This is a genomic window from Roseateles sp. L2-2 (assembly GCF_050613215.1).
GTDB lineage: Bacteria > Pseudomonadota > Gammaproteobacteria > Burkholderiales > Burkholderiaceae_C > Roseateles > Roseateles noduli.
Window position 1 is genome coordinate 4651726 of sequence record NZ_CP192509.1, and the last position, 12612, is coordinate 4664337.

Genomic DNA, 12612 nt, shown 5'->3' on the forward strand with positions numbered 1-12612 from the left:
GTGAGGGCCAGCGGCAGCGATGCAGCGTTCACCAGCCCGCAAGCACCTCTTCCGCCAATCCGAAGGCGGTGCTGGCGCCGGTGCCGCTGGTGACCATCACCAGCCGCGTACGCTCGTCCGGCGCCTCGACGAGGCAAGGCGCCGAGGCACTGACCGGATAGACGCCGGTCCAGCGCTCGACCACCTCCAGCGACGGCAGCGCGAGCTGCCGATGCAGCTCGTCGAGGATTAGCCGGTCCACCGCCTCGCTCGCGAACGGCGGCAGCACCGGGCCGTAGTGATGGGAATCGCCGACGACCAGCGTGCCGTCGGCGCTCTGCACCGCGATCAGGTGGATGCCGTGGGCCAGCGCGTCGCGGCGCTCGGCGGACAGCCGGCGCAGCAGCGGCTGCGCTTCGGGCAGCGCCGCGTAGCCCTCGTAGCGCACCAGGCTCAGGTCGGCCATCAGCGCGGCGTTCAGCCGGAAGCCCGACGGCGGACGCACGCGCAACATCTGCAACTGGCACAGCGACAGCGCATGCGGCGTCCAGCGGTCGGCGAAGAGACCGTGCAGCTCCGCGCCCGAGCACACCGCGACGCGTTCGGCGCGGTAGCTCGCGCGGGACGTGCGCACGTGCGGGGCCTCGACGTCCAGCACGGATTCGCCGAAGCGGAACTCGACGCCGTGACGCTCCGCCAACCACGCGGCAATGCGCGGGATCGCATCGCGCGACTCGACGCGGAGTTCATGAGGGCTGACCAGTGCGCCGCGCAGGCCGTCGCCGCGCAGGCCGGGCTGGCGCGCGGTCGCCTCCGCGGCGCCGATGCGCGCGCAGCCCTCGCCCATCTCGGTGGCGAGGAAGGCGTCCAGCAACGCCTCTGATTCGACGCAGCGCGCGGCCAGCAGCAGCCCGGCGTGCTCGATGCGCAGGCCGACCTGGGGCGCGAGCTCGGCCCAAAGATCGCGAGAACGGCGCGCGCGGCGCCAGTGCGCACCGCGCTGCTGCCCGGTCACGGTGACGAAGCCGAAATTGCGGATCGACGCGCCGATGCAGGCCGCGTCGCGCTCGACGACGACGACGCGCCAGCCGCGCTTCGCGCCGGCCCAGGCATGGGCCAGGCCGACGATGCCGGCGCCGACCACGAGAAGGTCACAGTTCATGAGGGTCCTATCTCGCACGCCACCGCTGCGTGCGCTGGATGAGCACATGCCCGACCAGCCCGATGACGCCGCGCCCCGCCGCCGCCGTGACGAACAGCAGCGTCGCCATCGCCGCGGCCGGCGCGGTGTCTCCGGCGTCGTCCATCGCGAGCACCGCGATCGCGGCCAGCGCGGTATCGGGCGAGTACAGGAACACCACCGCCGACACCGTCGTGAGCGCGCTGACGAAGAAGTAGCCCGCCACCTGCACCAGCGTCGGGATCGCGATGGGCAGGTGCACGCGGCGCAGATGGGTCCAGAACGGCAGGCCGAGCGACTCGGCGACGCGCTCGTACTCCGGATCGAGCTGTCGCAGCGCGCCGAGCTGCGTCAGATGCGCGACCGAGTAGTAATGCGCCACCGTGCACAACACCAGCAGGCCGAGTCCGCCGTACCAGCCGCGCAGCGGATTCCACGGCGCGTTGAAGAACAGGATGTAGCCCAGGCCGAGCGCAAGACCCGGCACCGCCATCGGCAGCGTCGCCAGCGCGTTGAGCAGCCCGCGCGCCGCGACGAAGCCGCGCGGCTTGTCGACCAGCCACGCGAGCACGAAGCTCACGCCCGCGCCGGCGAGCGCGGTCCATGCCGCCAGTCGCAGCGAATTCCCATAGCTGGCCCAGCCGCCGCCATCGCTCATGTCGAACTGGTAATGCGCGAGCGTCGGCGCGAGCTGATACGGCCAGTACTGCGCGAACGACGCGTACACCGCGATGCCGAAGACGCCGACCAGCGCCGTCGCAATCAGCGCGCAGTACAGCAGCGCGCCGAGGTCGCGCACCGTGCTCGGCGTCGGCACGTGCGGAACGGCCCGCAGGCTCAGCACGGCGCGCTGCCGGGCGCGCAGACGCTGCTCCAGCACGAACGCCCCCAGCGCCGGCAACAGCAGCAGCAGGGCGACGACCGCGCCACGGTCCAGGCGTTGCTGGCCGACGACTTCCTTGTAGATGTCGGTGGCCAGCATCGCGGTCTGCCCGCCGACGACCTTGGGCACGCCGAAATCGGTCAGCACCAGCACGAACACGACCACGAGCGAGATCAGCAGCCCGTAGCGGCTGGCCGGCAGCGTCACGGTGCGGAACACGCGCCAGCCCCCGGCGCCCAGGCAGCGCGCGGCTTCGATGGTGCGCGCGTCGCTGCTGGACAGCGTGGTGACGAGGATCAGCATCGCGTGCGGGAAGGTCCACAGCACCGAGCCCAGCACGATGCCGGCGGGTCCGTAGATGCTGTCGACGCCGACGGCCTGCATCGCCGCCTTCAGCAGGCCCTGGTTGCCGAAGGCGTAGACCAGTCCGATGGCGGCCAGCAGGGACGGCGCGAGCAGCGGCAACAGCGCCAGCGCGCGCCACAGCCCTTTCGCCGGCAAGGCGGTGTGCGTCAGCGCCCAGGCGTAGCCGTAGGCGAGCGCGACGCAGACGACGGCGGAGACGGCCGACAGTGAGACGCTGTGCCACAGCGCGCTCCACCGGCCGGTGGAGAAGTAGGCGACGAAATGCGAGGCACCGACGAATCGGCCCTGCCCGTCGAGCACGCTCTGCGCGAGCAGCGACACCAGCGGCAGCAGGATGATCACGGCCAGCACGACCAGCCCGACGGCCAGCAGCGCGCGCAGCACCCAGGCTTCGAGTTGCCCGCGACGCGGGCGAGGAAGCGGGATCTGCGGCACCTTGGCCGCGTCGTCGAACACCAGGCTCACGCCGCCCTCCGCATCGACAGCGGCGCATCGAAGAGCTGCAGCGCGTCGGCCGGCAGCCGCAGGCCGCGCATCTCGCCTTCACTGAGTCCGGCGGCTTCGCCGCTGGGAACTTCGAGCATCAAGGCGCCGCCGGCACCGGCTCCGGTCCCCAGCGCGTCGCAGCGCAGCATCACCTGCGTGACGGCGCCGTGGAACTGCAGCGTCTCGATGCGGGCGCGCAGCATCGCGCCCTCCCCGTCCATCAGCCGGATCGCCTCCGGCCGGATGCCCAGTCGCACGACGCTGCCGGTCTTGTAGACGCTCGTATCGCAACCCAGCAGCGTGGTGCCCACGCGCACGCGCCCTTCCGCGACGACCTGCCCGTCCATCCAGTTCATCCGGCCGACGAAGCCCGCCACCAGCGCGCTCGCGGGGCGGTCGTAGAGCTGACGCGGCCCGCCCTGCTGCGCGATCTGGCCCTTGGCCAGCAGCACCACGCGGTCCGACATCGCCAGCGCCTCGTCCTGGTCGTGGGTCACCATCAGCGTGGTGATGCCCAGCCGCTGCTGCAGCGAACGGATCTCGGTGCGCAGCTCCTGCCGCACCTGCGCGTCCAGCGCCGACAGGGGCTCGTCCAGCAGCAGCAGCTTCGGTCCCGGCGCCAGCGCGCGGGCCAGCGCGACGCGCTGCTGCTGCCCGCCGGAGAGCTGCGCGGGGAACTTGCCCGCCTGGTCGAGCAGCCCGACCAGCGCGAGCATCTCCTCGGCGCGGTCGGCGGCCTCGCGGCGCGGCAGGTCGACGAGCCCGTAGCGCACGTTCTCGCGCGCCGTCATGTTGGGGAACAGCGCATAGGACTGGAACACCACGCCGAAACGCCGCTGCGACGCGGGCCAGGCGGTGATGTCCAGGCCGTGCATCAGCACCTGGCCGAGCTCGGGCGACTCGATGCCGCAGACGATGCGCAGCAGCGTCGTCTTGCCGCAGCCCGAGGGCCCCAGCAGCGACACGAACTCGCCGGCGCGCAGCTCCAGGTCGATGCCTTGCAGCACCGTCTGCGTGCCGAAACGCTTGGTGATCTGGCGCAGATGCAGCATGGGAACGTCCGGCTTATTTCTTCTCGGCCTTGGCCTCGTAGCGGCGCGACCACTCGGCGAGGATGCGGTCGCGGTTGGCGGCGGCCCAGTTGAAGTCGTTCTTCGCCAGCAGCTTGTCGAGGTCGGACGGCACGTACTCCAGCTGCTCCTGCACCGACGGCAGCGCCAGCACGGCGAAGTTCTTCGCATAGAGCTCGTTGGCCTTGCGCGTGACGGACCAGTCGGCCAGCGCCTTCGCGGCGTCGAGCTTCTTCGTCGTCTTCATGACGGCGGTGGCCTCGACGTCCCAGCCCAGACCTTCCTTCGGGAAGACGATGTCGATGGGCGCGCCTTCCTTCTTGGTCTTGTTGGCGCGGTACTCGAAGGACAGGCCGACCGGGAACTCGCCGGCGCCGGCCTGGCGGCAGGGCTTGGAGCCGCTGTGCGTATAGACGCCCATGTTCTGGTGCAGCGCGTCCATGAAGGCCCAGCCCTTGGCCTCGCCCATCATCTGCAGCCACGCGGAGACCATCAGGTAGCCGGTGCCGCTGGAAGCCGGATGCGGCATCGTCAGCAGGCCCTTGTAGACGGGCTGGGTCAGGTCGTTCCAGGAGGTCGGCTTGGGCAGGCTGCGCCGGGCCGCCTCGGCGGTGTTGAAGCACACGGCCGAGGACCACAGGTCCATGCCGACCCAGGTCGGCTGCGGGCGCGGGTCGCGCATGGTGGCGCGGACCTGCTCCAGCCCCTTGGGCGCGTAGGCGGCGAGCATGCCTTCCTTGTCCAGCAGCATCAGCGAGGTCGCGGCCAGGCCCCAGACCACGTCGGCCTGCGGATTGGCCTTCTCGGCCAGCAGCCGGGCGGTGACGATGCCGGTGGATTCGCGGACGAACTTCAGCTCGATGGCGGGGTGGTCCTGCTCGAAGGCGGTCTTGTAGGCCTTGATCTGGTCGGCCTCGAGCGCGCTGTAGACCAGCAGCTCGGTCTTGCCCTGGGCCGCCTGGGCGTGGACTTCGGGGCTGGTCAGCGCGGCGATCGCGGCCAGGGCCAGCGCCGCGGCGGCGTGCAGGACGGTGGACAGGGGGCTAGACCGGGTGGTCGACAGGGAGGTGATCGGCATGGGCGCTCCAGCGGGCGGTGGTCGATGGGGGACACTGTAGGAATGGCATATGTCATTGACGCGTCAGAGCGCCCAAGTTCACCGAAACCGGTATTGGCCGATTTGGGGGATCCGTCGTGCTCGTGAACCAGCTGAAGGCCTTCTTCGCCGTGGCGCGGCTGGGGTCGATCACCGGCGCGGCGAAGCAGCTGGGGCTGTCCCAGCCGACGGTGACGACGCAGATCCGCGCGCTGGAGGAGCAGTACGGGGTGGAGCTGTTCCATCGCGGCGGCGGCCGGCTGAGCCTGAGCGACGCGGGCCGGCGGCTGATGCCGCAGGTGGACGCGCTGCTGCAGCAGGAGCTGGACATCGAGTTCGCGCTGCGCGATTCGGCCGAGCTGCGCGGCGGCACGCTGCGGCTGGGCGCGACGGCGCCGTACTACACGCTGACGCTGGCGCAGCGTTTCAGGACACGGCACCCGCTGGTGGAGCTGAGCATCTCAGCCGGCAACTCACGGCAGATGGTGGATGCGCTGCTGGCCTATGAGGTGGACCTGGCCACCTCCAGCCACCTGGAGGAGGACGCGCGGCTGCACCGCGTGGAGCTGGGCGCGGATCCGCTGGTCCTGCTGCTGCCGCGCGGCCATGCGCTGGCTCGGCGCGCGGCGGTGCCGCTGGCGGCGCTGGCCGGGGAGACGCTGCTGGTGCGCGAGCGCGGCTCGATGACGCGCACGCTGAGCGAGCAGGCGCTGGACGCAACGGGCGTGCGTCCGAAGGCGCAGATGGAGATCGCCAGCCGGGAGGCGCTGCGCGAGGCGGTGGTGCGCGGGCTGGGGCTCAGCATCTTCGCCGCGCACGAGACGGGCCGGCATCCGGATCTGATCGCCCTGCCCTTCGAGCAGGACATGCCGCTGGTGCGGGAGTACCTCTACTGCCTGCGCGAGCGGCAGGCCGCCACGCTGGTGGCGGCGATGCTGGGCTGCGTGCGGGCGGAGGACTGAGGCCTCCGCCGCCCGCGAGGGCGCGCCGTGATGACGCGCGGGTGAGGATCGTGGGCGCCGGCTTACTGCCCGCCCTGCTGCGCCGCTGGCGCGTCCGCCGCGTCCTTCAGGTGCTTCGCGAGGAAGGCCTCGACGCGCTTGGCGAAGTCGACCTTGTTGTCGAGATTCCCGAAGCCGTGGGCTTCGCCGCGATAGGTGACCCACTCGGGCGGACGGCCCGCCTTCACGAGCGCGTCGCGCATGCGCTCGCCGTGTTCGATCGGGACGCGGCGATCGCGTTCGCCGTAGGCCATCAGCAGCGGCGCGCGGATGCGGTCGGCCAGCAGCACCGGCGAGTTGGCCTTCAACATGGCCTCATCCTTCGCCGCGTCGCCGATCATCTGCGGCGCCATGTAACTGCGATAGGAGCTGCCGGCGTCATCGTCCACCCAGGTATCGCCCTTGACCAGCAGCATCAGGTCGGTCACGCCCAGCCAGGCCACGCCGCAGCGATACAGCGCGCCGTCCTTGGCCAGCCCCATCAGCGTCGAGTAGCCGCCGTAACTGGCCCCGGCGATGCAGGCGCGGTCCGTGGCCAGCTTCTGCCCCTGCGCCCAGCGCAAGGCGTCGGCGACGTCGTCCTGCATGGCCAGACCCCATTGGCGGAAACCGTCGCGGTAGTGCTTGTCGCCGTAGCCCTCGCTGCCGCGGAATTCCGGCTCGATGACCAGATAGCCGCGTGAGGCGAGGAACTGCGCCCAGCCGTTCCAGTTCCAGGTCCGTCCGCGCGAGAACGGACCACCGTGCACGAGCACGACGGCGGGCGCCGGTTTCCCCGGCGCGACGCCTTGCGGCAGGGTGAGCCACACCGGCAGATCGGCGCCGTCGCGCGCCTTGATGCGGTGCAGTTCCTGGCCGGCCATCGACCGCGTATCGACCTCGGGCCGCTGCCGGCCGACCGGCTGCCAGCGGTCGGCTTCCGGCGCGGAGCCGCGATAGATCCAGTACTCACCCGGTTCACGGTCGGAGAAGTTGCGCACCAGCGCCACCATGTCGGCCTTGCCGCAGCGCGCGCAGGAGACGACGTTGACGCCTTCGGTGAAGCGCGCGTCGACCAGCTTCTGGAACTCGCGCATCGCGGGATCGAACCAGGCGGTCGACAAGGCGTCGGTCTGGTAGCGCAGGCCGACGGTGCGGCCCGCGTCCTGGATCACGACGCCGTCGGCGTCGAAGCCCGGGGTGCTCAGCAGCGCTCGGGGTTCGGGCGCCTTGGTCTGGAAGTCGAAACGGGTCAGGACCTCGTAGCGCTGCGGCCCTTCCAGGCGGCTCACGAACAGGCGGCCGCCGTCGTCCACGGACACCGGCACGAACGGCAGGCCCATCAGCGTGCCGCGCGTCAGCTCCGACCACGTCTTCTCGCCCGGGCCGCGCCAATGGACGACGCGCTCGTTGTCTTTCTCGGTCACGACGAGGCGGGCCTCGCCGTGGCTGTCGAAGAGGAAGTTCACGGCGCCGCGCGGCTCGTCGAACGTGGCGGGCTGCGCCCGGGCGGTGTCGATGTTGAGCCAGTACGGCGTATAGGCGCTGGTGTTATTGGAGTTGTTGAGGCCGTAGCGGCCGACCAGCACGCGGTTGCCGGGTTCGCCCGGATGGGGGAACGGCACGCTCAGCAGCACGTGGTTGAAAGGCAAGGCGGCGCCGAAGGCCTGGCGTTCGCTCTCGGCGTCGTGCTCGCGCTGGACCAGTTGCCGCACGCCGGAGCCGTCCGCCGCCACGGAGAACAGCCCGCTGGCCTGGTAGTGCGTGCCGGAGGCGATGCGCCGGTCGGTGGCCGAGAAGACGAGCTTGTCGTCGTTGACCCATTGGAAGCTGCCGACGTCGTCGTTGCTGAACTGCACGACGCGCCGGGCTTCGATCTTGGCGCCGAGTTCGAACACATACAGGCCGACGCGCCGGCCCTCGGCGCCGGGTGCGGCGACGGCCAGGCGCTTGCCGGTGGGGGAGAGCCTAGCCTCGGCCAGCGTGGTGTCCTTGAAGAACACCTCGTAGGGCACGGTGGCCGGCGCAGGCGCCGGCTGGGCCAGCGCGACGGTCTGCAAGCCGGCCAGCGCGAGGGCGAACGACAGTGCGCAGCGGCGCGCGGCGGAGATCGGATGCATCGGTATCTCCCTGTTCCACCGCGCCGCGCGTGCGGCCGGGGATGCTCTTGTGATGGCGAGGGATGCTAGCTGCGCGAAAGGGGGCAAGGTCTGGGGGATGTCCCGGAGCAGGAGGGCCTACCTTCGGGGGGAGCCTCATGCCCAGACATCCCTCGACACCCTCTGAAGTCGGGCGCTCGGAGCCTTTGATTTTTCGCAAGGACGAACGTCGACCGAGGCCCGCAGGATTCATGTTCGCGGAACAAAAATCCTCCACTCATCATGAATCCATATAAATTTCTTCCCTCAGAGGAAGAAAAAATGATCGGCAACGACGTCGGATACAGTTTTCTGATGGCCAGCATGGCATTGGCGACGGTGCCCCTGGAGCGACCGGCCCGGGTGGCGCGGGTCAAGGTCATCACTCGTCAACTGCAGCAGTTGGGCATTCCGGCATCAGTGGCGCCGCGGACCGAGGAACCCGTTGAGCATCTGCTCTTCGCGCTTCGACACGAAGGCGTGAAGCTGCACATCGCGATGCCCGCGCTCCGGCGCATTCCTGCCGAGGCGGTGGGCGACCAGTTCGTGAAGACGCCCTCCAGCAGGTTCGCGCGGCTCGCCTGCTACCTCTGGGAGATCGCCAACGAGCAGGCGCTGGACGGTCTGCCGCCCGCCAGCGGCAAGTTCGAGAAGGTCTTCGACGAGTCCGAGCATCTGACCGACCGTCGACAGCGCAATCTGCGTTGGCGGATCGATTTCAACGGAATCGGTTCGCCACGCTATTGCGTCACCGTGCGACGCAGCCCGATCATCCAGACGCTGTTGCAGGAGGACCTTCTGGCACAGGTGGCTGAATTCGCCTCCTCACTCGACGAAGATCTGTTGAGCCGAGCACTCCATTGGGCGTATCTGAGCGAAACCGACAGCTCTTACGCCATCGAGCGGGAGCACCCTACGCACGATCGGTCGGAGACCTTCGTTCAGTTGCTGTCGCGCGCTCACGACCGCGAGCTCATCTCGGAAGACTATTTGGTGTCCCTCCAGAACCTCATGGTGGCCTCGCCGCTGAACAAGGCATTCTGCTTCCGCGCGGCACAGAATCGATTGAGGAACAGTTCAGGCGGTGCGCTCGGCATCACCTACCTGCCTCCACCACCCAAATGGTTGCCCGACATCATGGAGTCCGTCATGGCGATCGGCAACGACACGTCCGGCGATCTGGATCCGCTGGTGCGCGCGAGCATCGTGAAGTTCGCCTTCGTCTTCGCGCATCCATTCATGGACGGGAACGGCCGAGTCTCGCGTTTTCTCTTCCACAAGGTGGCATGTTCGGATCCTCGCCTCGCCAACGGCTTCGTTTTCCCGGTTTCCACTGCGATGTCGCGCAATGAGGCGGACTACCTGCGGGCGCTGCAATCATTCGCCCGACCGCTGCGCCAGCTATGGGACCTGCGGATGATCGGAGACGATGACTTCGAGGAGCGGTTCCTCGGGGAATCCGATGCGTATCGATATTGGGATGCCACCGCGTGCGTGGAGTTCTGTCTGCGCATGGCGCAGGAGGCGCTGCACAAGGATCTCTATGAAGAGAGCGAGTTCCTCAAACGCTTCGACGCGATCTACCGTGCTGTCAATCGCCAAGTAGACCTGAACAACAATGACATGGTGCTACTGGTCCGATCGATCGCGACGCATGGATCCTTGTCCCGCAACCGGTATCGACAGCTGGTGGCGAAGGGAAATCCGCCCGCCACGATCGATGCAGCCGTGCAGGTCGCCGCAGAGGTCATGGGCACAATCAAGCAATGAGTTCTTCAGCCTTCTCGCCGATCGCTCTGCGTGCTCCAATCACCTCCCTCGTGATCGGCGCGCTCAGCGCGGCGTTCTTCTTCTGGCTCGCCGCGGTGTCCTTCGCCACGGGCAAGCACCCAGCGGCGACGCTCGGCACCACGCTGTGCTTCGTCGCGCTCGGGCTGATGGCGCTGCCCATGGTCGCCGACTACTTCTTCGCCCGGCATCTGCTGTCCGACGACGCCATCGACTTCGGCCGCCGCTTCGGCGGGCGCGGCACGATGCGCTGGGCCGACGTGCGGCGCGTGCGGTTCTCGCCGACGATGAAATGGTTCGTGCTCGAAGACCAGGCGGGCACCCGTGCGCGCGTGTCGACGAACCTCGGCGGTCTGCCGGAGTTCGCCCGCCTCGTGCTCGCCCACGTGCCGCCCGAGGCGATCGACAAGAAGACGCACAAGCTGCTCGTCGACGCCAGCGTCGGCCGCCGGCCGCGCGTGTGGCTCTGAACGGCGCAAGACCTGGCACGCGGGGGCGCGTTCGGGAGCGCGCGCGCCGGATCAATCCGCCGTGATCCCCCGCTCCTTCACGAGCCTGGCCCACTGCGGCAGTTCCTTCTCCAGCCGGGCGCGCGCCTGCGCCGCCGTCGACGGCGTGGCCTCGAAGCCTTCCTGGGCCATCCGGTCCTTGACCGCCTGCGAGGTCAGCACCGCGTGCAGCGTGGCGTTCAGCTTGTCGATCACCGGCCGCGGCGTGGCCGCCGGCGCGAAGACCATGAACCAGGTCTCGAAGGAATAACCGGGCACGCCGGCCTCGGCGATGGTCGGCACGTCGGGCATCAGCGGCGAACGCTTCGGGCCGGTCACGCCCAGCGCGCGCAGCTTGCCCGACTGCACATGCCCCTGCGCGGCCGACAGCACCGGGAAGGACATCTCGACCTGACCGCCGATGGTGTCGCTCAGCGCGGGACCGCCGCCGCGGTAGGGGATGTGGACGATGCTCACGCCCGCGACCGCCTTGAACAGCTCCGCCGACATGTGGAAGGTGCTGCCCGTGCCGGCCGAGGCGTAGGAGAGCTTGCCGGGCTTGCTCTTCGCCAGCGCGACCAGTTCCTTGACCGTCTTCGCCGGCACCTGCTCGTTGACGACGAGCACGTGCTGCGAGCTCGCCACCATGCCGATGGGCGCGAGGTCCTTGAGCGTGTCGTAGGGCATCTTCGGCGTCAGCGCCGGATTGATCGCCAGCGAGACCGTCTGCAGGCCGATCGTGTAGCCGTCGCCGGCGGCCTTCGCGACCTCGGCGACGCCGACGTTGCCGCCCGCGCCGGCCTTGTTCTCGACCACCAGCGGCTTGCCGAGCGCCTTGCCCCATTCGTCCGAGATCAGCCGCGCGACGATGTCGGCGCTGCCGCCGGGCGCGTAGGGCACGATCAGGCGGACGGGGCGGTCCGGATAGGTCTGCGCGAACGCGACGGCCGGCAGCAGCGTCGCGGCCAGCGCCGCGGCGCCTGCCACGCCCGAGGCGATCAGGGATCTGCGAATCATCTTGTCTCCTGTGAGGCCCCGGTCGTGCGCCGGGGTCGCTCCATGCTAGGCCCGCGTCCAGCCCTCGGAATGTCGACCGGGATCATTCTTTCGTTCCTGGAGGTTATGAAACGCCGGCGCAAGGACCGGCCCCTCAGCGCGTGCCGAAGCTCTTCCTGTAGGCGCTCGGGCTGACGCCGGCGATGCGCTGGAACTGGCTCCGGAAGTTCGCGGCCGATCCGAGGCCGACGGCCTCGACGATCTGCTCGATGCTCGACGAGCCGGTCTCCAGCAGTTCCTGCGCGCGGCGCACCCGCGCCTGGATCAGCCATTGCACCGGCGCGACGCCGAACTGCTCCTGGAATCGCCGGTGCAGCGTCCGCGGACTGACGCAGCCCTGGCTCGCGAGCTCGATCGTCGAGATCGGACGGTGCAACTGCTGCAGCGCCCAGGCGACGACAGGCTGAAGGTCGCGGTCCGGCGGCAGGTCGGCCGGCTGGATGAACTGCGCCTGACCGCCCTCCCGCTGCAGCGGGACGACGGACAACCGCGCCATGCGGGCCGCGACGGCCGTGCCGTAGTCGCCGCGCACCATGTGCAGGCAGAGGTCGATTCCGGCGGCGGCGCCAGCCGAGGTGAGGATGTTCCCGTTGTCGACGAAGAGCACGGAAGGATCGAGATCGACGTCGGGGTGGTACTGCGTCATCAGGGACGCGGCGGCCCAGTGCGTCGTCGCGCGCAGGCCGTTCAGCAGTCCCGCCTGCGCGAGCACGAACGCGCCCGTGCAGATCGACGCGATCCGCGCGCCGCGCTCGGACGCGGCCACGAGTGCGCGCTTCACGGCTGGACTGATCGCCGTCGTCGGCGACTCGATGCCCGGCACGACGATGGTGTGTGCGCTCCTGAGCGTCGCGAGGCGGCGCTTCACGCCGATCGTGAAGCCGCCGGTGTCGATCTCGTCCTGCTCGGCGCAGACGGTGACCGTGTAGCCCTTGCGCCCGTCGTCCAGCACGGTGCGGCCGAACACCTCGCCGGCGATGGTCAGATCGAAAGGCACCACGCCGGGCAGAGCGAGCACGGCCACCTGGCGTTGGCCCTCACCCCCCGCCCTCTCCCGCGGTGCGGGAGAGGGAGTTCGAAGCGGCGAGCGAGGAGATCGCGA

Annotated in this window: 10 protein-coding genes; 3 read left to right on the forward strand and 7 right to left on the reverse strand. The window is 69.6% G+C overall.

Going from position 1 to position 12612, the window contains the following annotated elements:
- Positions 1-28: 28 nt before the first annotated feature.
- The 4 genes from ACQZ13_RS20660 to ACQZ13_RS20675 are packed head-to-tail and all read right to left on the reverse strand — an operon-like array spanning position 29 to position 5003.
- Positions 29-1141, reverse strand: a complete 1113-nt coding sequence (locus ACQZ13_RS20660; protein WP_431047678.1) for a TIGR03364 family FAD-dependent oxidoreductase — start codon at positions 1139-1141, stop codon at positions 29-31.
- 7 nt (positions 1142-1148) lie between these two features.
- A complete protein-coding gene (locus tag ACQZ13_RS20665) occupies positions 1149-2873 on the reverse strand; it encodes a putative 2-aminoethylphosphonate ABC transporter permease subunit (RefSeq protein WP_431047680.1) in 1725 nt (574 codons plus the stop codon).
- Positions 2870-3946 carry an ABC transporter ATP-binding protein gene (locus ACQZ13_RS20670; protein WP_431047682.1) on the reverse strand — a complete coding sequence of 359 codons (1077 nt, stop codon included), beginning with the start codon at positions 3944-3946 and terminating at the stop codon, positions 2870-2872. The genes ACQZ13_RS20665 and ACQZ13_RS20670 overlap by 4 nt, the downstream gene beginning before the upstream one ends.
- 13 nt (positions 3947-3959) lie before the next feature.
- On the reverse strand, positions 3960-5003 hold the full coding sequence (locus ACQZ13_RS20675) for a putative 2-aminoethylphosphonate ABC transporter substrate-binding protein (protein WP_431053320.1): 1044 nt from the start codon (positions 5001-5003) through the stop codon (positions 3960-3962).
- A 155-nt stretch (positions 5004-5158) separates the two neighbouring features.
- Between ACQZ13_RS20675 and ACQZ13_RS20680 the strand changes: the two genes are divergently transcribed.
- On the forward strand, positions 5159-6022 hold the full coding sequence (locus ACQZ13_RS20680; protein ID WP_431047684.1) for a LysR substrate-binding domain-containing protein: 864 nt from the start codon (positions 5159-5161) through the stop codon (positions 6020-6022).
- A 62-nt stretch (positions 6023-6084) separates the two neighbouring features.
- Here ACQZ13_RS20680 and ACQZ13_RS20685 read toward each other — a convergent pair whose 3' ends face one another.
- A complete protein-coding gene (locus ACQZ13_RS20685) occupies positions 6085-8160 on the reverse strand; it encodes an alpha/beta hydrolase family protein (protein ID WP_431047686.1) in 2076 nt (691 codons plus the stop codon).
- Between the two features lie 300 nt (positions 8161-8460).
- Between ACQZ13_RS20685 and ACQZ13_RS20690 the strand changes: the two genes are divergently transcribed.
- Entirely contained in the window at positions 8461-9948 is a 1488-nt protein-coding gene (locus ACQZ13_RS20690) for a Fic family protein (protein WP_431047688.1), read from the forward strand.
- Positions 9945-10436, forward strand: a complete 492-nt coding sequence (locus tag ACQZ13_RS20695; RefSeq protein WP_431047690.1) for a hypothetical protein — start codon at positions 9945-9947, stop codon at positions 10434-10436. Before ACQZ13_RS20690 ends, ACQZ13_RS20695 begins: the two co-directional genes overlap by 4 nt.
- A gap of 51 nt (positions 10437-10487) precedes the next feature.
- Here ACQZ13_RS20695 and ACQZ13_RS20700 read toward each other — a convergent pair whose 3' ends face one another.
- Positions 10488-11471, reverse strand: a complete 984-nt coding sequence (locus ACQZ13_RS20700; RefSeq protein WP_431047692.1) for a tripartite tricarboxylate transporter substrate binding protein — start codon at positions 11469-11471, stop codon at positions 10488-10490.
- A 133-nt stretch (positions 11472-11604) separates the two neighbouring features.
- Entirely contained in the window at positions 11605-12534 is a 930-nt protein-coding gene (locus ACQZ13_RS20705) for a GlxA family transcriptional regulator (RefSeq protein WP_431047694.1), read from the reverse strand.
- Positions 12535-12612 lie beyond the last annotated feature (78 nt).

Excerpts from the sequence above, each read along its gene's own strand:
- ACQZ13_RS20685 (WP_431047686.1), bottom strand. The coding sequence starts at position 8,160 with ATGCATCCGATCTCCGCCGCGCGCCGCTGCGCACTGTCGTTCGCCCTC.
- ACQZ13_RS20670 (WP_431047682.1), bottom strand. The coding sequence starts at position 3,946 with ATGCTGCATCTGCGCCAGATCACCAAGCGTTTCGGCACGCAGACGGTG.
- ACQZ13_RS20660 (WP_431047678.1), bottom strand. The coding sequence starts at position 1,141 with ATGAACTGTGACCTTCTCGTGGTCGGCGCCGGCATCGTCGGCCTGGCC.
- ACQZ13_RS20700 (WP_431047692.1), bottom strand. The coding sequence starts at position 11,471 with ATGATTCGCAGATCCCTGATCGCCTCGGGCGTGGCAGGCGCCGCGGCG.
- ACQZ13_RS20690 (WP_431047688.1), top strand. The coding sequence starts at position 8,461 with ATGATCGGCAACGACGTCGGATACAGTTTTCTGATGGCCAGCATGGCA.
- ACQZ13_RS20695 (WP_431047690.1), top strand. The coding sequence starts at position 9,945 with ATGAGTTCTTCAGCCTTCTCGCCGATCGCTCTGCGTGCTCCAATCACC.